The sequence below is a fragment of the Azospirillum agricola genome (assembly GCF_020005195.1).
Taxonomy (GTDB): domain Bacteria; phylum Pseudomonadota; class Alphaproteobacteria; order Azospirillales; family Azospirillaceae; genus Azospirillum; species Azospirillum agricola.
In genome coordinates this window covers 724895-744828 of sequence record NZ_JAIFZR010000005.1, presented here as the reverse complement: position 1 = coordinate 744828, position 19934 = coordinate 724895, and the positions used below count along the sequence as shown (strand labels likewise).

Annotated in this window: 23 protein-coding genes; 8 read left to right on the top strand and 15 right to left on the bottom strand. The window is 69.2% G+C overall.

Features of this window, described 5'->3' with window-relative positions:
- Nucleotides 1-284 precede the first annotated feature (284 nt).
- From JN22_RS18480 to JN22_RS34960, 3 genes are all read left to right on the top strand, one after another.
- Nucleotides 285-851, top strand: coding sequence for a hypothetical protein (locus tag JN22_RS18480; protein WP_085555348.1), 567 nt, complete (start codon nt 285-287; stop codon nt 849-851).
- Nucleotides 852-871: 20 nt separating this feature from the next.
- The gene (locus JN22_RS18475) at nt 872-1384 is read left to right on the top strand and encodes a hypothetical protein (RefSeq protein WP_085555347.1); all 513 of its coding nucleotides are present in this window, start codon (nt 872-874) and stop codon (nt 1382-1384) included.
- Nucleotides 1385-1581: 197 nt separating this feature from the next.
- On the top strand, nt 1582-1704 hold the full coding sequence (locus JN22_RS34960) for a hypothetical protein (RefSeq protein WP_263300937.1): 123 nt from the start codon (nt 1582-1584) through the stop codon (nt 1702-1704).
- A gap of 56 nt (nt 1705-1760) precedes the next feature.
- Here the strand turns inward: JN22_RS34960 and pspC are convergent, their stop codons facing one another.
- The 4 genes from pspC to JN22_RS18455 form a co-directional block, all read right to left on the bottom strand.
- Nucleotides 1761-2174: an envelope stress response membrane protein PspC gene (pspC, locus tag JN22_RS18470; RefSeq protein WP_085555346.1), complete on the bottom strand. Its 414-nt coding sequence runs from the start codon at nt 2172-2174 to the stop codon at nt 1761-1763.
- 40 nt (nt 2175-2214) lie between these two features.
- Nucleotides 2215-2442 (bottom strand): envelope stress response membrane protein PspB, encoded by a 228-nt coding sequence (gene pspB / locus JN22_RS18465; RefSeq protein ID WP_085555345.1) that lies wholly within the window; start codon nt 2440-2442, stop codon nt 2215-2217.
- A gap of 114 nt (nt 2443-2556) precedes the next feature.
- A complete protein-coding gene (pspA, locus tag JN22_RS18460) occupies nt 2557-3228 on the bottom strand; it encodes a phage shock protein PspA (protein ID WP_085555344.1) in 672 nt (223 codons plus the stop codon).
- Nucleotides 3229-3314: 86 nt separating this feature from the next.
- The gene (locus JN22_RS18455; RefSeq protein ID WP_179166186.1) at nt 3315-3461 is read right to left on the bottom strand and encodes a hypothetical protein; all 147 of its coding nucleotides are present in this window, start codon (nt 3459-3461) and stop codon (nt 3315-3317) included.
- A gap of 168 nt (nt 3462-3629) precedes the next feature.
- Here JN22_RS18455 and pspF point away from each other — a divergent pair, with 168 nt between their 5' ends.
- Entirely contained in the window at nt 3630-4646 is a 1017-nt protein-coding gene (gene pspF / locus JN22_RS18450; protein ID WP_085555343.1) for a phage shock protein operon transcriptional activator, read from the top strand.
- 12 nt (nt 4647-4658) lie between these two features.
- Here the strand turns inward: pspF and JN22_RS18445 are convergent, their stop codons facing one another.
- Complete coding sequence (locus tag JN22_RS18445) at nt 4659-4970, bottom strand: polyhydroxyalkanoic acid system family protein (RefSeq protein ID WP_085555342.1); 312 nt, start codon at nt 4968-4970, stop codon at nt 4659-4661.
- Nucleotides 4971-5210: 240 nt separating this feature from the next.
- Between JN22_RS18445 and JN22_RS18440 the strand changes: the two genes are divergently transcribed.
- A complete protein-coding gene (locus tag JN22_RS18440; protein ID WP_085555341.1) occupies nt 5211-7421 on the top strand; it encodes a transglycosylase domain-containing protein in 2211 nt (736 codons plus the stop codon).
- Between the two features lie 523 nt (nt 7422-7944).
- On the opposite strand, the gene JN22_RS18435 is transcribed toward JN22_RS18440, so the two are convergent.
- The 4 genes from JN22_RS18435 to JN22_RS18420 form a co-directional block, all read right to left on the bottom strand.
- Nucleotides 7945-9165 (bottom strand): BaiN/RdsA family NAD(P)/FAD-dependent oxidoreductase, encoded by a 1221-nt coding sequence (locus JN22_RS18435; RefSeq protein ID WP_085555340.1) that lies wholly within the window; start codon nt 9163-9165, stop codon nt 7945-7947.
- Between the two features lie 102 nt (nt 9166-9267).
- Nucleotides 9268-9525, bottom strand: a complete 258-nt coding sequence (locus tag JN22_RS18430; protein WP_085555339.1) for a hypothetical protein — start codon at nt 9523-9525, stop codon at nt 9268-9270.
- A 176-nt stretch (nt 9526-9701) separates the two neighbouring features.
- Nucleotides 9702-9899 (bottom strand): DUF2783 domain-containing protein, encoded by a 198-nt coding sequence (locus JN22_RS18425; protein ID WP_085555338.1) that lies wholly within the window; start codon nt 9897-9899, stop codon nt 9702-9704.
- A gap of 43 nt (nt 9900-9942) precedes the next feature.
- Complete coding sequence (locus JN22_RS18420) at nt 9943-11616, bottom strand: FAD-dependent oxidoreductase (protein ID WP_085555337.1); 1674 nt, start codon at nt 11614-11616, stop codon at nt 9943-9945.
- 239 nt (nt 11617-11855) lie between these two features.
- Between JN22_RS18420 and JN22_RS18415 the strand changes: the two genes are divergently transcribed.
- The gene (locus JN22_RS18415) at nt 11856-12473 is read left to right on the top strand and encodes a transferase hexapeptide repeat family protein (protein ID WP_085555336.1); all 618 of its coding nucleotides are present in this window, start codon (nt 11856-11858) and stop codon (nt 12471-12473) included.
- A 21-nt stretch (nt 12474-12494) separates the two neighbouring features.
- Here JN22_RS18415 and JN22_RS18410 read toward each other — a convergent pair whose 3' ends face one another.
- Nucleotides 12495-13046, bottom strand: coding sequence for a MarR family winged helix-turn-helix transcriptional regulator (locus tag JN22_RS18410; RefSeq protein ID WP_085555335.1), 552 nt, complete (start codon nt 13044-13046; stop codon nt 12495-12497).
- A 151-nt stretch (nt 13047-13197) separates the two neighbouring features.
- Between JN22_RS18410 and JN22_RS18405 the strand changes: the two genes are divergently transcribed.
- Nucleotides 13198-14322, top strand: coding sequence for a homogentisate 1,2-dioxygenase (locus JN22_RS18405; RefSeq protein ID WP_085555334.1), 1125 nt, complete (start codon nt 13198-13200; stop codon nt 14320-14322).
- 73 nt (nt 14323-14395) lie between these two features.
- On the top strand, nt 14396-15412 hold the full coding sequence (locus tag JN22_RS18400; protein WP_085555333.1) for a fumarylacetoacetate hydrolase family protein: 1017 nt from the start codon (nt 14396-14398) through the stop codon (nt 15410-15412).
- A gap of 4 nt (nt 15413-15416) precedes the next feature.
- Here JN22_RS18400 and JN22_RS18395 read toward each other — a convergent pair whose 3' ends face one another.
- The 5 genes from JN22_RS18395 to paaX all read right to left on the bottom strand — a co-directional run bounded on the left by JN22_RS18395 (nt 15417) and on the right by paaX (nt 19777).
- Nucleotides 15417-15812, bottom strand: coding sequence for a helix-turn-helix domain-containing protein (locus tag JN22_RS18395; RefSeq protein WP_085555332.1), 396 nt, complete (start codon nt 15810-15812; stop codon nt 15417-15419).
- A 1-nt stretch (nt 15813) separates the two neighbouring features.
- Nucleotides 15814-16110 carry a type II toxin-antitoxin system HigB family toxin gene (locus tag JN22_RS18390; RefSeq protein ID WP_085555331.1) on the bottom strand — a complete coding sequence of 99 codons (297 nt, stop codon included), beginning with the start codon at nt 16108-16110 and terminating at the stop codon, nt 15814-15816.
- A gap of 74 nt (nt 16111-16184) precedes the next feature.
- Nucleotides 16185-17243 carry a 2Fe-2S iron-sulfur cluster-binding protein gene (locus tag JN22_RS18385; protein ID WP_085555330.1) on the bottom strand — a complete coding sequence of 353 codons (1059 nt, stop codon included), beginning with the start codon at nt 17241-17243 and terminating at the stop codon, nt 16185-16187.
- Nucleotides 17244-17481: 238 nt separating this feature from the next.
- Nucleotides 17482-18510, bottom strand: a complete 1029-nt coding sequence (locus JN22_RS18380; protein ID WP_085555329.1) for a hypothetical protein — start codon at nt 18508-18510, stop codon at nt 17482-17484.
- Nucleotides 18511-18820: 310 nt separating this feature from the next.
- Nucleotides 18821-19777 (bottom strand): phenylacetic acid degradation operon negative regulatory protein PaaX, encoded by a 957-nt coding sequence (gene paaX / locus JN22_RS18375; RefSeq protein ID WP_085555328.1) that lies wholly within the window; start codon nt 19775-19777, stop codon nt 18821-18823.
- Between the last annotated feature and the right edge of the window lie 157 nt (nt 19778-19934).

The window sequence follows — 19934 nt, the reverse complement described above, 5'->3', positions numbered from 1 at the left end:
TGCCGCTGGGCCGTCTTTCCGGGAGAAAGGCCAGGCTCACGGTTCCTGGAGCCTTATGCGTCGCCCGTCCGCAAGGCAAGGGCCGAGTGGCGAAACGCCCGAGCCGCTTTCAACGATCCATGGCGCGGGAGGGTGCGGCGAAAATCCTTCGCCGGGGCGCGGAGGGGCGGACCGAAGCAATTTCGTTAGACTCTGAAGGAATTCGTTGCAGCGCCACCGTTGAACGGCGTGTTCGCGCGCGATAATCCTAGGGTTGGCGTTGAGGCCGAACCGGGCGCACCTGAATGTGGCATGACTACACGAACGCTCTGATCACCGCCTTCGGGCTTGCCGGGCTGGGGTTCGGCATCGGGCAGCTCGTCATCGTCTGTGGCGAGCGGATGATCGAAAAGCGCCACGGCACGTCGGGCGTGCGCGACGTCATCGCCCGCCGCGCCAAGATGGAGACGCTGTTCGAGGCCCGCCGCGCCGACCGCGTCGGCGAGCTGCGCGAGGCCGACGGCGCCGTCCAGGAGCTGCTGGGCCGCCGGGCGTCGCTGGAGCGCCGGATCAAGGAAGCGCAGCAGTCCGGCGAGCGCCTCGTCCGTCTGGTCGGCGAGGAGGTGGCGGGGACGCCCTGCTACCTCGCCATGGTGGCCAACAAATATGTCGGCACCTCGACCTTCCAGCAGAAGGAACACGCCCTGATCGATTCGAGCTGGGCGCAGCCGCAGTCCATCGAGGTGTGGGCCAAGTCGATGGCCGAGGCGCGGGCGGAGATCGAGCGGCGCTACCCGCCGGCCTTCGGCTACGTCGTCACCCGCATGCAGGACATCGGCGCGGCCGCGGCGCCGGTCGCCAAGGCGGGCTGAGAAGCGAGGGAGGAGCCACCATGCCCTATGTGTTCGCCGCCCTGGTGGGGCTCGCCTCGCTGGCGGTGTCGCTGCTGCTGGCGATGCGCCGGCTGAAGACGTCGGAGGAGCGCATCGCCAACGCGGTGGCGCGCAAGCAGGCGCAGGTGGAGCGCATCAGGAAGGTTGCGCGGACGACCTTGCAGCAGGCGCGCGACCTGCGCGACGCCCGCCGCCGCCGCAACTCGGTCGACATGGGCTGCGAGGAGCTGGAGCAGCGGCTGAAGGCGGCGGGATCCAACGACCGCCGGGTCTATGTGCTGGACGACCGCCGCGCGCGGGCCGATGCCGGCTGGATCCTGCGGGTGGTGAACGGCGAGTACGCCGCGAAGGTCAACGCCCAGCTCGACCCCGTGGCGCTGGAGGGCTGGAAGCGCGGGCGCCGCATCCTGGTCTGGGGCCTGGACGAGAAGAAGGCGCGGGAGAAGCTGCACGCCCGCTACCCGGAGAACAAGGGCTTCGCCATCACCGGCGCCGAGCCCTACCAGGGGTAGGGGCTGGGCGATCGCCGGCGGCGGATGGTGGGAAGGCGGCCGTTCGTGACCAAATTGTGTGATCTGGGTCATTGCCTTCTCCCCCCGTCCGGTGTCTCATCGGGGGAGTGTTGTCATCCTCTCTTTTCACTACCATGTTGTAACCAGCTTGCTCCACGATGGGGGGAGGCAAGCTGGGGATCGATGGTGGAGGGCCAATGATGGATCTCATTCTGCTCGGTGGTGCGATGGCCGCGGTTCTGGCCGGGGTGATCGCCACGCTCCCGACGCCGAAGCCGGTGCCGGTCCGCATCCGCGACCGCCGCCGCCAGCGCCGGTAAGGCCAGCAGCGCCGGTCGGGTCTTCCCCGGCGCGGTCAACGGTCAGTGATCGGCGGTCAGCGGTCCAGATCGCGGATCGCCCGGTTCAGTTCGAACTCCTTCGAGGCGACGTACGCCTCGGCGCCCGTGATTCGTTTTTCGAAGTCGCGGAAGCGCTGGGTCAGCCCGGCGAGCGTCCGGTCCGGCTTGGTCGAAACCGCGCGCCAGAACGCCTCCTCCTCCGGGTTGCGGTAGAGCTGCGGCGGACGCACCGGCAGCGCGATCACCGCGATGACGTAGGCGACGATCAGCGGAAACGCGAAGAAGAACATCCCGATGAACACCGCCAGCCGGATCACGGCCGGCCGCACGCCGAAATAATCGGCCACGCCGGCGCAGACCCCGCCGAGCATGCCGCGTTCCTTGTTGCGGTAGAGCCGGTGCGGGTTGGGCGATTCGTAGGGGGAGTGATGGGGGGACGGGCGGTCCATGACGGCTCGGTCCTTCCTTGATGAGACGGTGTTCAGGCGGTCAGGTCTTGTTGCGCCAGTTCGGCGCCTCGCTGTCGAGCACGCGCTCCAGCGACTGGATGCGGCCTTCCAGGCGGTTGGCGATCTCCCACAGCTCGGCGAGCATCTGTTCGTCCTGGGCCGTCAGCCCGCGCTGGGACCGCCATTGGGTGATGTAGTGGAAGACGATCCAGATCGGCGCCACCACCACCATGAACAGCACCGCGATGACGAAACCGAAGAACCCCATGGCTTATTGGCCTTTCTTGTCGTTGCTGAGGGGGAGCGGGTGGAGTCGCGGGCGCTGACATCGGCCCTTCTCCCTTTTGGGGAGAGGGGCCGTTCAGCGCCCGTGCCCGGCTCCTCAGCTCCCTCGGCGGGCGGCGATGCGGGCCTTCAGGGCGGCCAGCTCGCCTTCCACCTTGTGGGTGGCCTCCAGCTCGGCGATCTCCTCGGTCAGGTTGCGGGCGCGGCCGAGGTCGTAGGATTCGACCCGGCCCTCCAGCTCGTCGAGGTTCCGCTCGACCTGCTCGAAGCGCTGCAACGCCTCATTGATGCGCTCGTCGTGCAGGGTGGAGCGCACCTTGACCCGGTTGGCGGCGGTCTGGGCGCGGGCGGCCAGCGCCTTCTCGCGGGTCTTGGCGTCGGTCAGCTTGGCCTGGAGCCGGCCCAGGTCGTCGTTCGCCTTGGCCAGCGCCGCCTCCACATGGATGAGCTGCTCGGTCAGCGTGTCGGCCTGCTCGGCGATCTTCGACTTGGCCAGCAGGCACTCCTTCGCCAGATCCTCGCGGTTGTGGGTCAGGGCGATCTCGGCCTTGCGCTCCCACTCGTCGCGCTCGCGGCGCAGGTCGGCGACCCGGCGTTCGATCTCCTTCTTCTCCGCGATGATCTTCACGGTCGAGGAGCGGACCTCGATCAGCGTGTCCTCCATCTCCTGGATGATCAGGCGGATCAGCTTCTCCGGCTCCTCGGCGCGGTCGAGCAGGGAGTTCAGGTTCGACTGGATGATGTCGGTCAGGCGGGAAAAGATGCTCATGGTCGGGTCCCTGTGGTCGGCCCATGCGGCGGGCCATGGTCAATCAAAGCGGCTTGATGAAGGCCGGGCGGTCGGCCGCCGGCCGGTCAGCCGAGAATCGCGCCGACGACGATGCCGCCGAAGAAGAACAGCCAGCTTTCCGCCGGGCGGGTGCGCAGGAACTGGCGCACGCGGCGGGCCAGCGGGGCGGTGTCGGTGCCGTAGCGGCGGCGAAAGTCGCTGAAGTCGGTCATGCGGTGATCTCCTTCCGTTGGCATCCCCTATCGCAACCACCGTGCCAAACGGCTCCGGTCCAGGCTTTCCCTTGCCTGGACTGGGTTTGTCCATTCCCACCGCCGGTTGCCGCATCGTCGATAAGGCGATAGAGTCGCTGAATTGGCGAAACAATGGTGAATGGAGCGATGCCGGACACGCCGCCACCCCTGCTGGGCGAATCCCCCTCCTTCCGTGAGGCCTTGGAGCATGTCTCGCGGGTGGCGCCGCTGGAGCGGCCGGTGCTGGTGATCGGCGAGCGCGGGACCGGCAAGGAGCTGATCGCCGCCCGCCTGCATTATCTGTCGCGGCGCTGGGACCGGCCCTTCGTGAAGGTGAACTGCGCGGCGCTGCCCGAATCGCTGCTCGACTCGGAGCTGTTCGGCCACGAGGCCGGCGCCTTCACCGGGGCGACGCGGCGGCAGATCGGCCGGATCGAGCAGGCCGACGGCGGCACCCTGTTCCTCGACGAACTCGCCACCGCCTCGCCCGCCGTGCAGGAGAAGCTGCTGCGCGCCGTGGAGTATGGCGAGATCGAGCGGGTGGGCGGGCGCACCGCGACGGTGGACGTGCGCGTCGTCGGCGCCACCAACGCCGACCTGCCGGCGCTGGCCGAGTCCGGCCGCTTCCGCGCCGACCTGCTCGACCGTCTGGCCTTCGACGTGGTGACGCTGCCGCCGCTGCGCGCCCGGCCGGAGGACATCCCGCCGCTGGCCGAGCATTTCGCGCTGGGCATGGTGCGCGAGCTGGAGCGGCCGCTGTTCCCCGGCTTCACCCCGCAGGCGCTGGCGGCCCTGCAAGGCCACCCCTGGCCCGGCAACGTGCGCGAACTGCGCAACGCGGTGGAGCGTTCCGTCGCCGCCGCCGACCCGGACGAGGCGGTCGGGACGATCGTCCTCGACCCCTTCGCCTCGCCCTGGCGGCCGGTGGAGCGGCGCCCGGCGCCGGAACCGCCGGCGGAACCGGGCGTTGGCCCGCCGTCAGAGCGGGAGGGAGGCGGCGAGGCGCCGTCCGGCATTCTGGAGGAGGTGCGCGCCTTCGAGGCGGCCAAGCTGCGCGACGCGCTGGAGCGCAACCGCTTCAACCAGCGCCAGACCGCGCAGGCGCTCGGCCTCGGCTACCACCAGCTTCGCGGCATGCTGAAGAAGCACGGGCTGATCGGCTGAGGCCGGCGGCTGTCACTTCTTCTCCAGCATCAGGGTGCCCTGGCGGGTCAGCTTGGTCTTCAACTTGTCGGCCAGCATGCCGAGCGCCCAGGGCAGCTCGACCTCGACGTCGACCCGGTCGTCGGCGACGTCGATGCGGCCGGTGACGGTCTGGGCCAGGGCGACGACGCGGAAGGCCAGCCGGTCGCCCTCCCAATGGTCGTCGATGCTGGTGGCGACGGCGCCCAGCCGCGCCCGCGCGTCGCCCAGCCCGTCGGCCAGCCGCCGCTTCGCCTCCGCCCGGCCGAGCGAGTGGGGAATGGACAGGGTCAGGGGCTTGGGCATCGCGGGGCTCTCCGGAACAGGCGGTGATGCGGGAACAACACGCGCGGAGGCCGTTGGGTTCGCCCGCTCCCCCTTCCGCCCCCCGATTGCACAAACCGTCATTCTTTCGCCACGGTCGCGAGACAAATCTTCGGCGTGGCGATCGCGCTCTTCCGGCCCGGCCGGGGTGGGCGTTATATGGCCTGAACAATCCATCCCACCCACACCGCCGTACCACGCCAGAGGGGCAGCGAGCGCACCGTGACCGCCGACCGACCGGATCAGCTTTTCGCGGGACCGCGCCCCGTCCGCACCCGGGACGAGCCGACGCCGCTCGACCGGCTGGCCGGCAAGGCCCGGTCGATGCCGGCGCTGTCGCTGCCCAAGCTGCCGCGCGGCAAAGCCCGGCCGCCCAAGGCACCACCACCGCCCCGGCCGCCCGTCGCCGGCAAGCCCCCGGCCCCGCCGCCGCGCCGCTCCGCGCCGCGCCCGAACGGCGGTGGCGGCCGGTCGTGGCTGTCCCGGCTGGTGCAGTGGGGGCTGGTCGCGGCGATCTGGTGCGGCATCGGGCTGGGCGCCGTGCTGGCCTGGTTCGCGCTTGATCTGCCGGACATCTCCAAGGTGGCGCAGTTCGAGCGGCGTGCCTCGATCACCGTGCTGGCCGCCGACGGCAGCGAGTTCGCCCGATTCGGCGATCTGCACGGCACGACGCTGGGCGTCAAGGACCTGCCGCCGCATCTGGTCAACGCCGTGCTGGCCATCGAGGACCGGCGCTTCTACAGCCACTTCGGCATCGATCCGATCGGGCTGATGCGCGCCGTCTACGTCAACTGGCGCTCGGGCCGGGCGACGCAGGGCGGCTCGACCATCACCCAGCAGCTCGCCAAGAACCTGTTCCTGACGCCCGAAAAGTCGCTGCGCCGCAAGATCCAGGAGGCGATGCTGGCGCTGTGGCTGGAGCACCGCTTCACCAAGGACCAAATCCTCACCGCCTACCTGAACCGCGTCTATCTCGGGGCCGGGACCTTCGGGGTGGACGCGGCCTCGCGCACCTATTTCGGCAAGCCGGCGACCCAGGTCGATCTGCGCGAATCGGCGGTGCTGGCGGCGCTGCTGAAGGCGCCGTCGCGCTACGCCCCGACCTCCAACCCCGACGAGTCGGCCGAGCGCGCCCGCATCGTCATGAACGCCATGGTCGCCGCCGGCTTCGTCACCGCGCAGGAGGTCGAGGCCGCCCGCAACGCCCCGCCGTCGCCGCGCCGCAAGCCGGGCGGCGACGGGCGTTACTTCGCCGACTGGGTGACCGATCTGGTGTCGGGCTTCGTCGGCCCCGAGCATGGCGACGTCATCGTCCGCACCACGCTGGACCTGAGGATGCAGCGCGCCGCCGAGCAGCGGCTGGAGGCCCTGCTGGCCACCGCCGGCCCGGCCGCCAACGCCCGTCAGGCCGCCCTGGTGGCGATGACCCCGGACGGTGCGGTTCGCGCGCTGGTCGGCGGCCGCGACTACGACAGCAGCGAGTTCAACCGCGCCACCCAGGCGCTGCGCCAGCCCGGCTCCGCCTTCAAGCCCTTCGCCTATCTGGCGGCGCTGGAGGCCGGCTGGTCGCCCGACAGCCTGATCGAGGATGCGCCAGTCCAGATCGCCAACTGGAGCCCCGGCAACTACGACGGCAAGTTCCGCGGCACCATCACGCTGGCGACCGCGCTGGCCCATTCCTCCAACACCGCGACGGTGCGGCTGGTCGACCGCATCGGCACCGAGCGGGTTCGCCGCGTCGCCTCGGCGCTCGGCATCGGTTCGCCGCTGACCAAGGATCTGTCGCTGGCGCTCGGCACCAGCGAGGTGTCGCTGCTGGAGCTGGTGCGCGCCTACGCCGGGATCGCCAACCGGGGGGCGCCGGTCTGGGGCTACGCCATCACCGAGATCAAGGACCGCGACGGGACGCTGCTCTACCGCCGGCAGGGCGGCGGGGGCGGCGCCGTGGTCGATCCGGCCCACGCGGTGCAGATCGCCCGCATGATGGCCGGGGTGATCGAGTTCGGCACCGGCAAGAGCGCGCGGCTCGACCGCCCGGCGGCGGCCAAGTCGGGCACGACGCAGGAGTACCGCGACGCCTGGTTCGTCGGCTTCACCGCCGATCTGGTGGCCGGGGTCTGGCTCGGCAACGACAACAACGAGGCGATGAAGAAGGTCACCGGCGGCACGCTGCCGGCCAAGCTGTGGCGCGACTTCATGCTGGACGCCCACGCCGGCCGGCCGCCGCGCCCGCTGCCGGGGGTGGAGGGGGCGCCCGCCTGGACCGTGCCGGTCGCCTCGGCGGATGTTCCGGCGGGCCGTCCGGCGGGGCCGACCCCTACGGCGCCCGCCCAGCGCGCCGACAGCGGCATCGGCTCGCTGATCGACAAGCTGACCGGCGGCGGCAGCGCGCCGCGGGTGCAGTATGATTACGGGCACAACGGTGTGCGATAGAGAAACTCATTCGAAGGCAAATAAATATCTTTCTGTATCTCTTTGAATTTGCTCGAAAGATAAAAAATTCAAATGACCGTACGTTGCTCTCTTGGAAATCAATCTTTGGCACATTAAGTCATTAGACATATGGCTTTCTTGCGTCTGGAGGTTAGGTTGTCCGATGTGAAAAGCATTCCGCCACAGGGACCTTTTCAAGAAGGAGCCCGTACTAGATATTTGCGGCCTACCAATGGTTTATCTCGAGATCAGGCAAGCCGAGTTAGACAGCTTGCAAGGGAGAGTTATTCGGCGGAACAAATTGCGCATGCTCTAGATGTGGGGGTGCGAAGTGTTGAGCTTGCAATGGCAACTCTTAGGACTCATGTGCCCACGCGCACTCGATTTACCCTAAATGTAGGAAACGCAGCGCATCGATTTGTACAAAAAGAGAAAAATCCCGGCGAGACTATGTGGCAGACAGTTGATAGGCTGTTCACCGAGCTTAGTGATCTTCGGGGAAAATTAGATAAAAATACTAAATCTAATTGATCCAATTTTTGATGGAATGACCGGCGGCGACGCCCATCGCGAAGCAGCCTTGCAGCAGATAGCCGCCGGTCGGCGCCTCCCAGTCCAGCATCTCGCCGGCCAGGAAGGTGCCGGGCAAGCGCTTCAGCATCAACGTCTCGTCCAGTTCCGAGAGCGCCACGCCGCCCGCGCTGGAGATCGCGCGGTCGATGGGACGGGTGCCGGTCAGCACCATCGGCAGCGCCTTGATCGCGCGGGCCAGCGCCGCCGGGTCGGACAGGGCGGCGGCCGGGGCGAACTCGCGCAGCAGGGCGGCGCGCGGGCCGGACAGCGACAGCGATTTCTTCAGGAAGGTCGCCAGCGACTCGGCTCCCCGGCGTCGCAGGCGCTTCAGCAGTTCCGCCTCGGGCATGTCGGGGAGCAGGTCGAGCGTCAGCCCGGCCCAGCCCTCCGCCTCGATGGCGTCGCGCAAGGGAGCGCTCAGCGCGTAGACGGCGCCGCCCTCGATGCCGGTTTCGGTGATGACGAACTCGCCCTTCAGGCGGCGGCCGGCGAAGGACAGGCCGACGCTCTTGACCGGCTGGCCGGCGAATCGCTCGCGCAGATGGTCGGACCAGGGGACCTCAAAGCCCATGTTGGACGGGCGCAGCGGCGCGATCTCCACCCCGCGCGCTTCGAGGATGCCGGTCCAGCCGCCGTCGGAGCCGGTGCGCGGCCAGCTCGCCCCGCCCAGCGCCAGCAGCGTGGCGCGCGGGGCGGCGGTGACGGCGGCGCCGTCCGGGCCGGTCAGGGCCAGCCGCCCGTCGGCGTCCCAGCCGGTCCAGCGATGGCGGCCGTGCAGCGTCACCCCCAGCCCGCCCAGCCGGCGCAGCCAGGCGCGCACCAGGGTGGACGCCTTCATCTGTACCGGAAAGACCCGGCCGCTGCTGCCGACGAAGGTCTCGATGCCGAGCCCGGCGGCCCAGCCGCGCAGGTCGTCCGGCGAGAATCCGGCCAGCAGGTCGCGGAACAGCGGCGCTTGCGCGCCGTAGCGCGGCAGGAAGCGGTCGAGCGGCTCGGAATGGGTCAGGTTGAGGCCGCCGCGCCCGGCCAGCAGCAGCTTGCGCGCCGGGGTGGGCATGTGGTCGAACACCACGACGCGCAGCCCGGCGGAGGCCGCGACCTCGGCCGCCATCAGCCCGGCGGGGCCGGCGCCGATCACCGCGACGTCGGGGGAGAAATGGGGGGCGGACAAGGGCGGGGCTTTCGGGTGCGGGAAGTCTCTTGCCCCCACCCCGACCCTCCCCTGCGTTGGCGAGGGAGGGTCGGGGTGGGGGCACGCATCGGCCAGTGACGATCAATCCTCGTCCTGGGCGACCTCCTCGGCGAGGTCGGCGGCGAGGTCGGCGAAATAGCCGGCGTCCACCTCCAGCCCGTTCTCCTCGCAGATCCGCATGAAGACACGGTAGGCGTGCAGGATCGCCACGTCGAGCACGGCGAGATCGGCCTCCTCGCTGTGGCGGTCCTCGACGTCGCGCTCTTTCAGGGTGGCGACGATGTCGTGCGCGGCGGCTTGCAGGACCGCATCCATGGCTTGTTTGTGTTGGTTCGACATCGCTGGGAATCCTCGTTCCGGTCGAGCTTCGCGCCCCCCGCCGGACAAAACCGGGCGCGGCCCGGCGGGGGTGGCCGAAAATGCGGAGGGAGACGGGCGCGTCCGGGCTCCGCTCCTCCGCGAAAAATCGGCCTTCCCCTTGTTGTAGAATCCTTTTCCGATGCCGAACAAGCCCCTTACGGGGCGCCTCTGCGGGCGATCCGCAACGCCTCCGTCAGCACCTCCGAATCACCGATGTGGTTGGCGAGCAGAAGCACCAGTTTGGCGTTCAGCGCGGCGCTCTGCTCCGCCGTCAGGTCGCGGTGGCTGTCGATCAGGGCCTGGTAGAAATCATCGGGGTTGGCGAGCCGGTTGTCGGTCGCGAGCGTGGCCATGGGGGATCTCTCCTCGGGAAAAAACAGGTCAGCGGCCGGTGGGTCAGCGGCCGGTGGGTTGGCGGCCGGTGGCGCGGTCGAGCGCGGCGATCAGCGCCGCGGCGTCGAAGCGGCGCCAGCGGGCGGCGACATGCTGGTCGGGGCGGATCAGGTAGACGGTGCCGGGCGACAGGTCGTAGCGCTCGCGGACGCGGCCGGCGCAATCCACCAACTCGTTGGCGAGGCCGCGCCGGCGGTCGGTGACGGCGTGCCAGACCAGCGGCAGCGGCCCGGCGGCCAGCCGGTCGAGCACCTCGGCGGCCTCTGCCGGAACCGGCTCCGTTCCGGCGCCGTAGAGCACGACGAAGCGCCCGTCGAGCGCGTCCATCAGCCAGCCGGCCTGCCCGTCGCTTCTCTCCACCGGCGCGTCGGTCGCCGGGGCGCCCGGCACCATGCGGCCGGCGAAGGCGTCGCTGTCCGGTGTGTTCAGCGGGCTGCCGCTGTAGGTGGTCGGGGTCGACAACCGGCCGGAATTCACCAGCGAGCGGGCGAAGGGGTATTCCGCCGCCAGTTCCAGCACGGCGTCGCGGAAGATGCGGCTCATGGCGCTCTTGGGCGTGATGAAGTCGGTGGAGCGGGTCGAGTTCAGAAGGTTCTCCCTGGCCGCCGCCACCCGCTCGTCGGAATAGCTGTCGAGCAGGCTGTCGGGTGCCAGCCCGTCGATGACCAGCTTCAGCTTCCAGCCGAGATTGTCGGCGTCCGGCACGCCCGAATTGGCGCCGCGCGCGCCGAAGGGCGAGACCTGGTGCGCCGAGTCGCCGGCGAAGAAGACGCGCCCGTGGCGGAAGCGCTCGAGCCGTCGGCACTGGAAGGTGTAGACCGACACCCATTCCAGCTCGAACGGCGTGTCCTCGCCCAGCATCGCCTTCAGGCGGGGGATGACGCGCTCCGGCTTCTTCTCCTCCTCCGGATCGGCGTCCCAGCCGAGCTGGAAGTCGATGCGCCAGACATTGTCGGGCTGCATGTGCAGCAGGGCCGACTGCCGGCGGTGGAAGGGCGGGTCGAACCAGAACCAGCGTTCCGCCGGAAAGTCGGCCTTCATCACCACGTCGGCGATCAGGAAGCGGTCCTTGAACACCTCGCCCTGGAACTCCAGCCCCAGCGTCTTGCGGATCGTGGATTTCGCGCCGTCGCAGGCGATGACCCAATCGGCCTCGACCGCGTGGATGCCGTCCGGAGTTTCGACCTGGAGGACGGTGTGGTCGTCCTCCTGACGCAGCGAGACGACCCGCGAGCGCCAGCGCAGCTCGATCAAATCGGACTTGCGGGCCTCGGCGACCAGATAATCCTCCAGGTAATATTGCTGGAGGTTGATGAAGGCCGGGATCTTGTGGTCGGGCTCCGGCAGCAGGTCGAACTGGTAGACCAGCCCGTCGCCGTTGAAGACCTTGCCGATCTTCCACACCACCCCCTTGTCGATCATCCGCCGGCCGGCGCCCAGCCGGTCCCACACCTCCAGCGCGCGCTTGGCGTAGCAGACGGCGCGGCTGCCGACGCTGACGGTGTCCTCGGCGTCGATCACCACCACCGGCACGCCCTTCCGCGCCAAGTCGAGCGCGGCGGTCAGCCCGACGGGGCCGGCGCCGACGACCACCACCGGGTGGCGGCGCACCGTGCCGGTGCGTTGTTCCTCCGACGGTGTGTAGGGATAGCTCGGGTAGCTGTAGGTGGCGTGCATCGGCGTTTCCCCCTGGGGATGACCTTGGAAGGTTCTTGGAAGGTTTGTTGGCTGATTGTTATTGTTGCTGATGATACAGTTTCAACTGATACCAATCAAGCCTTCCCACGGCGTGCGGGCTGGGTTGGGGGCGGCGCGATACCGGCATGGTTACCATGACGGAAAATCGGTATCGCGAACAGGGACGCCGGTGTAGCGTCGGTCGCCTTGCCAGAGATGACCGGAGAGAGGTCCCGTCCATGAGCCTGCCGCGTCCCACCGTCTACGCCATCGACGGCGTGGTTCCCGTCATCCACCCGACCGCCTTCGTGCATCCGGCGGCCGTGCTGATCGGCGACGTGGTGGTCGGCCCCGGCTGCTACGTCGGCCCCGGCGCCAGCCTGCGCGGCGACTTCGGCCGGATCATCCTGGAGGAGGGCTGCAACGTGCAGGACAACTGCACCCTGCACGCCTTCCCCGGCGAGGACGCGGTGGTCGAGGTGGACGGCCATGTCGGCCACGGCGCGGTGCTGCATGGCGGCGTGGTGAAGCGCGGCGCGCTGGTCGGCATGAACGCGGTGATCATGGACGGCGCCGTGATCGGCGAGAACTCCATCGTCGCCGCCATGGCCTTCGTCAAGGCCGGCTTCCAGGTGCCGCCGCGCTCGCTGGTCGCCGGGCTGCCGGCCAAGGTGGTGCGCGCGCTGCGCGACGACGAGATCGCCTGGAAGGCCGAGGGGACACAGGAGTACCAGCGCCTCGCCATCCGTTCGCTGGCGACCATGACCGCCTGCGCGCCGCTGGAGGCGGTGGAGCCGGACCGCCCCCGCGTGGACGCCGGCAGCAGCCAGCCGCTCTATCAGGTCAAGGGCGCGTAGGAAACGGCGCCGGGGCGGCGGTCAGTCCTCCGCCGCCTCCAGGGCCGCCCCGGCGGGGGCGGCGGCGCGGGCGGCGGGGGCCGCCAGCTGGTCGGCGCGGGCCTGCAACCGGTTCAGCAGCCGGTCGAGCAGGGCGCGCTCCTCCTCCGGCAGGGCGTCGGTCAGGTCGGATTCGTAGGCGAGCGCCATCGGCACGATCTCGGCGTAGATCGCCAGCGCCTTCGGTGTCAGGGTCAGCAACGCCTTGCGGCGGTCGGTGTCGCCCGATTCGCGCAGGATCAGCGCCGAATCCAGCATGCGGCTGATGGCCCGGCTGACCTGCACCTTGTCCATCGCGGTGCGCTGGGCGATCTCGCCGGCGCTCAGCGTCTCGCCGCCGCCCAGCACGGCGATGATGCGCCATTCGGGAATCGTGATGCCGAACCGCTTGTCGTACAGCTTCGCCACCGTGTGGCTGACCGTGTTGGCCAGCACCGACAGCCGGTAGGGCAGGAAGCGCGTCAGGTGCAGCGCCGCCGGATCGGCGCTGTCGGGGGCGGCGCTGTCGGGCGCGGGGCGGCGGGTGGACGGCATGGGCGGAGGCTTCGTGGCGGCTGCGTGGCGGTTGTCCGATTCCATCCTGCCCGGGAATTTTATGCTTGCAACAGTTTCAAACGAAACTAATCATGGGGACCGACAATCCGGGGTGCCCGAACGCCCCGCCAACGCCCGACGGGAGGACGCCATGAAGAACTGGATTTCGTTTCCGAAGCTGGAGGGAACCGCGACTCGGCAGGCCCATGTGCGGCTGCCCGTCGGCACCTACGAGCGCGAGATGGGGCGCGAGGGCTTTTTCGGCCCGGCGACCCAGATGCACCATGCCCACCCGCCGACCGGCTGGATCCGCTTCGACGGACCGCTGCGGCCGCGCGCCTTCGACCTGAACCATCTGGAGCGCGCGCAGGATTGCCCGCTGGCCGCCCCCGGCCTGATGGGCAACGGCGCGACGCAGGTGCGGCTGTGGCGCTTCGAGGGCAGGATGGAGCATCTGGTCCGCAACGCCGACGGCGACGACCTGCTGTTCTTCCACCAGGGCGGCGGGCACCTGTTCTGCGACTACGGCCATCTGGAGGTCCGCGAGGGCGATTACGTCGTCCTGCCGCGCAACACCGCCTGGCGGCTGGAGACCGACGGCCCGGTCATGGTCCTGATGATCGAGGCGACCGGCGACGCCTACCGGCTGCCGGCCAAGGGCATCGTCGGCACCCACGCCATCTTCGACCCGGCGGTGCTCGACGTGCCGCTACTCGACGACGCCTTCCAGTCGCAGAAGAGCGAGCGCGAGACCGAGGTGCGCGTCCGCAAGCGCGGCCGGGTCTGCTCGATGACCTACCCGTTCAACCCGCTGGACGCGGTGGGCTGGCACGGCGATCTGGCGCCGGTGCGGCTGAACTGGCGCGACATCCGGCCGCTGATGAGCCACCGCTACCATCTGCCGCCCTCGGCCCACAGCACCTGGGTGGCGAACCGCTTCATCGTCTGCACCTTCGTGCCGCGCCCGATCGAATCGGATCCGGAGGCGCTGAAGCTGCCCTACTACCATTCCAACGAGGATTACGACGAGGTCCTGTTCTATCATCGCGGCCAGTTCTTCTCGCGCGACAACATCCATCCGGGGATGGTGACCTACCACCCCTCGGGCTTCCCGCACGGCCCGCACCCGAAGGCCTACGAGGTCGCCCAGAAGCACGAGCGCAAGGACACCGACGAGGTCGCGGTGATGATCGATACCCGCGACCCGCTCGACGTCCTGGAGCCGATGGAGGCGACGGAATGGGCGGGCTACGTCGACAGTTGGAAGGCGAAGTGAGAAAGCCGGACGGCCGGGGCTCCCGCAACGGGGGCTCCGGTGACCGACGCAACGACAGGGAGCGAGACAGAGGATGAAGCTGGCGAGTTTGAAGGCGGGCGGGCGCGACGGAACCCTGGTCGTGGTGTCGCGCGACCTGTCCCGCGCCCAACCGGTGCCCGCCGTCGCCGCGACGTTGCAGGCGGCGCTCGACGACTGGGCGGCCATGGCGCCGCGGCTGGAGGCGGTCTACCGCGACCTGAACGCCGACCCGGCGGCGGGCGAGGCGTTCGACCCGGCGCTGGCGGCCTCGCCGCTGCCGCGCGCCTACCAGTGGGCGGACGGCTCGGCCTACGTCAACCATGTGGAACTGGTGCGCAAGGCGCGCGGCGCCGAGATGCCGCCGAGCTTCTGGACCGACCCGCTGATGTACCAGGGCTGCTCCGACGGCTTCCTGGCGCCGACCGACCCGATCCCGGCGGCGACCGAGGCCTGGGGCGTCGATTTCGAGGCCGAGATCGCGGTGATCACCGACGACGTGCCGATGGGCGTGCCGGCGGCGGCGGCGGGCGGCCACATCAGGCTGCTGATGCTGGTCAACGACGTGTCCCTGCGCAACCTGATCCCGGCGGAGCTGGGCAAGGGCTTCGGCTTCTTCCAGTCGAAGCCGGCGTCGAGCTTCTCCCCCGTCGCGGTGACTCCGGACGAGCTGGGCGGGTCCTGGGACGGCGCCAAGGTCAACCGGCCGCTGGTGACGCGGCTGAACGGGGCGCTGTTCGGCACCCCCGACGCCGGCACCGACATGACCTTCGACTTTCCGACGCTGGTGGCGCACGCCGCCAAGACCCGCCATCTGGCGGCGGGCAGCATCGTCGGCTCGGGCACCGTGTCGAACAAGCTGGACGGCGGCCCCGGCAAGCCGGTGGCCGAGGGCGGCGTCGGCTATTCCTGCCTCGCCGAGCTGCGCACCATCGAGACCATCGCGACCGGCGCGCCGCGGACGCCCTTCCTGCGCTTCGGCGACCGCGTGCGGATCGAGCTGTTCGACGAAGCCGGCGCCAGCGTCTTCGGCGCCATCGACCAGGAGGTGGTGCGCTACGACGGGCCGTGACGGGTCAGGTCGGTGTCGCGTCCGGCCGGCGGCGGAGCGGGTAGGGGCGGATCAGGGCTTCGGCCGGGATCCGCCATTCCCGGTGCAGCACCCACGCCTGCTCGAGAGTCAGGTGACGGCGCCGGTTCAACACCTCCGACGCGCGGGCCTTGGAGCCGAGCAGTTCGGCCAAGTCCTTCTGCTGCTTTCCGGTCTGTTCCATGCGGGCGCGCAACGCGTCCGGTGCGTCCGGCGGGTCGATGGGCCAATGTTCGTCCTCGTACCGCTCGATCACCAGGGCCAGCAGGTCGAAGCGGTCGGCCTCGGGAGTTCCCGGCTCCGGCTCCGTCACGAAATAGGGCTCGATCTCGGCAAGAGCCCAATCGTAGTCGGATTCGTTCTTCAGCGGGCGGATGTCCATGTCAGACGGTCTCCGGATCGATGCTGTCATAATCCTTGTGCGTGCCGACGAACTTCACGAGAACGCGTTTGAAGCGGTAGGCGACATGCACGATCAGGCGGTACTTGTTGCCGCCGATATCGAAGATCACGCGGTTGTCGCCCACGAAGTCCACCGTCCTGCCGAACTCGCGCTTGATATCCGCCGGCGATTGCCAAGCCGCGCTCTTCACTTGGGCGTACCAAGCTTCCAGCGGGGCTTCCGCCTGGGGGTGGCGGTCCCAGAACTGTTTCAGCGACCGCCGGGCGATGATCTGCATGGGCGCAGATTAGCAGGTTCCATATTTGGGAACAATGTGGATGAGGCGTCCGCCTTCCCTGTCGCGGGGGTGCCTCAAGCCAGCGCGCCGGCCATCAGCCGTTCGGGCGGCGGCGCCTCCGGGATGTGCTGGGAGACGTAGCCTTCGCTGTGGATCTGGTCCTCCCGGGCGCCCAGCGCGCGGGCGGCGGCGGCGCAGCCCTCGACGAAGGCCGGGCTGCCGGCGATGAAGACCGCGTGGCCGGACAGGTCGGGGAACAGGCCGGGCAGGATCGCCGGGATGCGTCCCGTCAGCCCGCCTTCCCGCGGCTCGCGGGTCAGCGTCACCTGGACCTTGAAGTTGCGGTGCCTCGCCTGCCAGTAGGACAGGAGCCCCCGTTCGTAGACGTCCGCCATGGTGGAGGCGGAGAACAGCAGCGTCACCGGCGGGCGGTAGCCCCGGCGCAGCGCCGCGTCGGTCAAGGCCAGGATCGGCGCCAAGCCCGACCCGGCGGCCATGCACAGCACCGGGCTGTCGACCGACGGGTCACCGATGAAGGTGCCGTAGGGGCCGGACAGCCGGACCGTGGCGCCCACATCCAGCCTGTCGTGGATCCAGTTGCTGGTCGGGCCGCCGTCGACGCGGGTGACCTGGAGGACGATCTCGCCGTCCGGGCGCGGGGCGTTGGCGATGGAGTAGCAGCGCGGCGGCGCCCCAGCCGAGGCGTCGCCCAGCATCACATACTGGCCCGGCCAGTAGCGCAGCGGCTGGCCGAGCGGGCGCAGGCGCAGCTCGACGATGCGCGGCGTGCGGGGGATGCGGTCGGTGACGACGAAGGGGGCGTTCTCGCGCGGGGGGAACAGCTTGGGCTTGGCGTCGGCGGTGCCAAACTCGATGACCAGCTCGTCGGAGATCGGCTTGGCCATGCACATCAGCCCGTAGCCGTCCTTCCGCTCGGCCCGCGACAGCGCCATATCCAGCACCATGCCCTGGTCGAACTGGCCCTCCAGCACCTTGACCTTGCATTCGCCGCAGGCCCCGGCGCGGCAGTTGTTGGGCAGGGCGTAGCCGGCCTGCTCCAGCGCCGACAGGACGGTCTCGCCGTCGCGGCAGTCCACCGTGCGGCCCGAGGGGTGAAGGCGGATTCGGCTCACCGGGGAATCCTCAAAGAAAGCGTGGGAACACCCAGAGACACTCGTTCGAGCCCCTCTCCATAAGGGAGAGCGGGTGGGATGAGGGGGCGAAGCGCATCTTTCCGCCTTCGGCGGAATCCCCCTCATCCCAACCCGCGCACCTATCGGACGCCTCTGGCGTCCTCCGGGATGCGCCCCACAAGGGGAGAAGGGCTCGACGTCGGCGTCTGGGCGGGATTGGAAAAGGAAAGGCAGCGCCTCAGAAGACCGGGATGATCTCGTCCATGTCGATGTCGCGGACCTCCTCGCCGGTGATGCCGACCTCGGGGATCGCCGGGAACGGGATGCCGTAGCGGTCGAGCACGCCCTTCAGGTTCAGCATGGCGTTGCGCCAGTTCTCCTTCTTGGCCTCGTAGTCGGGGATGTGGAAGCCGGCGTTGCGGGCGATCGCCTCGGCCTCGCGCTGGGTGGCGATGAAGTCGTCGGGCAGGTCCCAGAACTGCGGCGGCGGCTCGAACAGCACGGCGGACAGGAACAGGTAGCCGGCGCGGATCTGCTTGGTGATGATCGCGCGGTCCTCGACCAGCAGGTGCGGGTAGTCGCGCTCCATCACCGACATGCAGATCGCCATGTGGCGGCCCTCGTCGCGGCCGATGTTGCGGAAGGCCTCCTTGAAGACCGGCTCGGTGCAGCCCGCCGCCATCTGGTGGAAGATGGTCGCCGCCGCGATCTCGCCCATCAGGAAGGAGCTGAACAGCACCGCCAGCGAGTATTTCGGCACCGCCTTCTTGTAGCCGTCCCAGTAGCGCCCGCCGTTGTAGTAGAGCCAGTGGGCGTTGCGCTGGAGCCGGCGGCCGAGGTCGGTCTTCGGCACGTGGGTCAGCGGGCTGGTCGCCTCCAGCAGCCTGGTGATGGCCAGACCGCACATGTGCTCGTGGTTCTGCTCGTCGCGGGTGACGGAGAAGAAGCAGCGGCGGACGGGATCCTCCTCGTGCACCTCATAGGTCTTGATCAGCGCGTGGGCGAAGACCGGCGGGGCCGAGGCGTCGAACACCGACAGGATCGTCCACCAATAGGCGATGGCCTCGCGCTCCTCCCAGCTGTAGCGGGTGACGTCGAAGCTGTCCCACGGCAGCTTGGCCGGGTCCCAGTTCTCGCGCTGGGCGGCGGCGTAGACCTCCTCCAGCTTCTTCGTGTGGGATTCCCAGGACAGCGGGTAGACGTTCGGCTGCGGGGTGTCCGGGGGGAACTCCATCGTGTTGGCGATGGGGGTGTAGTCCTTGGCCATGGGGCGTTTCCTCCTCAAATCCGGTGGGCGCTCGCGTTTGTCCATTGGCGCCTTGTGGGGATTTTTATGACACAGAAATTCTGGATCATCAATTGTATCTGTATCGTATTGAATCGTGCTTGAATTATGGTCATTGCATTGAAAAGAAACAGATAATTCGAAAATGAGCGGAATTGATCCAGATCAATTCATCGCCATGGCTTCGGATGGCGCGTGGTCGATGTATCGAATCGGTGGTCGCCGCGCCGCCGCGCGCAGGCACGGGGGAGGCGCGGGGCGGTCTGCTAATCGTGAGGGTGGGCGGGGCGCGTCAGCCGATGGCGGCGGCCGGCTCGCCTTCCAGCAGGCCGCCGAAGCGGGCGTAGAAGGAGGGCTGCGCCTCCGGCAGCGGGCCGTTGGCGGTGGTCAGGACCGACATCAGGTAGGCGTCCGACGGGGCGGTCAGCCGCCGGTACAGGTTGCGCGTCAGCATCCGCGATTCCTGCCCCGGCCAGTCGGCCGACAGCAGGTCGGGCGGCAGCATCGGGTCGCGCAGCAGGATGCGGCGGAAATCATGGATCATCAGCGTCCGCGCCACGAAGCTGGCGCGCGGGTCGGGCTGGTCGGCCGTGTCGAGCGCCGCCCACAGCGGCCGGAAGCGATCCAGGAAGGCGACGTAGTCGTGTTCGAGCTGATCCACGTCCCAGCAGCCGCGCACCAGATCGCGCAGCGACCCGAAACCGCTGGAGCGGTCGAGCGTCGCCTTCATGTGGACGATGCGGTCGGCGACCCCCAGCTCGGCGAGCAGCCGGCGCATCGCCGCCTCGTCGCAGTTGGGGTGGGCGTAGACGGTGGGCGAGGCGGCGCCGAAGCCCTGCCAGACCAGCTCGCGCTTCAGCGCGTCGCGGGTCTCGGCGTCCAGGCTGTTGGGCGGCACCATCAGCAGGTCCCAGCCGCGGTCCCAGTCGCGGACGAGCGGCGCGTAGATGCGCCGGTCCGCCGCCGCGAAGCGTTCCTTGCCGCTGTCGGTGACCCGGTAGAAGCTGCGCCGGCCGATCTGGGTGTTGGTCAGCCAGTCGTCCTTGCACAGCCGGAACACCGAGGTGCGGACGATCCGCTCGCTCATGCCGAACAGCGCCATCAGGTCGATCAGCCCGCCCAGCCACGCCGAGCCGCCGTGCGGCAGGATCGCGTCGCCATAGACGGTGATGATCAACGACTTCGCGCGCGGGGCGACCGCGTCGGTCAACTGGGCGGCGAGATCTTCGAGACGGCGCGGGCGGGCCATGCGGACGGGGCGTCCTTTTTGCGAGACGGTGCGGGCGCCCCTGTATACGCAACCCGCCCCGGTCAGGGCCAGCGCCATGCGCCGTGGGCGTGCATTGGGCGGCGGGATATGGGGGTGTCCGGACTTTCCGTTTGACAATCAATAATGTGATACACTA

Coding starts and splice junctions, on each gene's coding strand:
- JN22_RS18480 (WP_085555348.1), top strand. CDS start 285: ATGTGGCATGACTACACGAACGCTCTGATCACCGCCTTCGGGCTTGCC.
- JN22_RS18475 (WP_085555347.1), top strand. CDS start 872: ATGCCCTATGTGTTCGCCGCCCTGGTGGGGCTCGCCTCGCTGGCGGTG.
- JN22_RS34960 (WP_263300937.1), top strand. CDS start 1,582: ATGATGGATCTCATTCTGCTCGGTGGTGCGATGGCCGCGGTTCTGGCC.
- pspC (WP_085555346.1), bottom strand. CDS start 2,174: ATGGACCGCCCGTCCCCCCATCACTCCCCCTACGAATCGCCCAACCCG.
- pspB (WP_085555345.1), bottom strand. CDS start 2,442: ATGGGGTTCTTCGGTTTCGTCATCGCGGTGCTGTTCATGGTGGTGGTG.
- pspA (WP_085555344.1), bottom strand. CDS start 3,228: ATGAGCATCTTTTCCCGCCTGACCGACATCATCCAGTCGAACCTGAAC.
- JN22_RS18455 (WP_179166186.1), bottom strand. CDS start 3,461: ATGACCGACTTCAGCGACTTTCGCCGCCGCTACGGCACCGACACCGCC.
- pspF (WP_085555343.1), top strand. CDS start 3,630: ATGCCGGACACGCCGCCACCCCTGCTGGGCGAATCCCCCTCCTTCCGT.
- JN22_RS18445 (WP_085555342.1), bottom strand. CDS start 4,970: ATGCCCAAGCCCCTGACCCTGTCCATTCCCCACTCGCTCGGCCGGGCG.
- JN22_RS18430 (WP_085555339.1), bottom strand. CDS start 9,525: ATGTCGAACCAACACAAACAAGCCATGGATGCGGTCCTGCAAGCCGCC.
- JN22_RS18425 (WP_085555338.1), bottom strand. CDS start 9,899: ATGGCCACGCTCGCGACCGACAACCGGCTCGCCAACCCCGATGATTTC.
- JN22_RS18420 (WP_085555337.1), bottom strand. CDS start 11,616: ATGCACGCCACCTACAGCTACCCGAGCTATCCCTACACACCGTCGGAG.
- JN22_RS18415 (WP_085555336.1), top strand. CDS start 11,856: ATGAGCCTGCCGCGTCCCACCGTCTACGCCATCGACGGCGTGGTTCCC.
- JN22_RS18410 (WP_085555335.1), bottom strand. CDS start 13,046: ATGCCGTCCACCCGCCGCCCCGCGCCCGACAGCGCCGCCCCCGACAGC.
- JN22_RS18405 (WP_085555334.1), top strand. CDS start 13,198: ATGAAGAACTGGATTTCGTTTCCGAAGCTGGAGGGAACCGCGACTCGG.
- JN22_RS18400 (WP_085555333.1), top strand. CDS start 14,396: ATGAAGCTGGCGAGTTTGAAGGCGGGCGGGCGCGACGGAACCCTGGTC.
- JN22_RS18395 (WP_085555332.1), bottom strand. CDS start 15,812: ATGGACATCCGCCCGCTGAAGAACGAATCCGACTACGATTGGGCTCTT.
- JN22_RS18390 (WP_085555331.1), bottom strand. CDS start 16,110: ATGCAGATCATCGCCCGGCGGTCGCTGAAACAGTTCTGGGACCGCCAC.
- JN22_RS18380 (WP_085555329.1), bottom strand. CDS start 18,510: ATGGCCAAGGACTACACCCCCATCGCCAACACGATGGAGTTCCCCCCG.
- paaX (WP_085555328.1), bottom strand. CDS start 19,777: ATGGCCCGCCCGCGCCGTCTCGAAGATCTCGCCGCCCAGTTGACCGAC.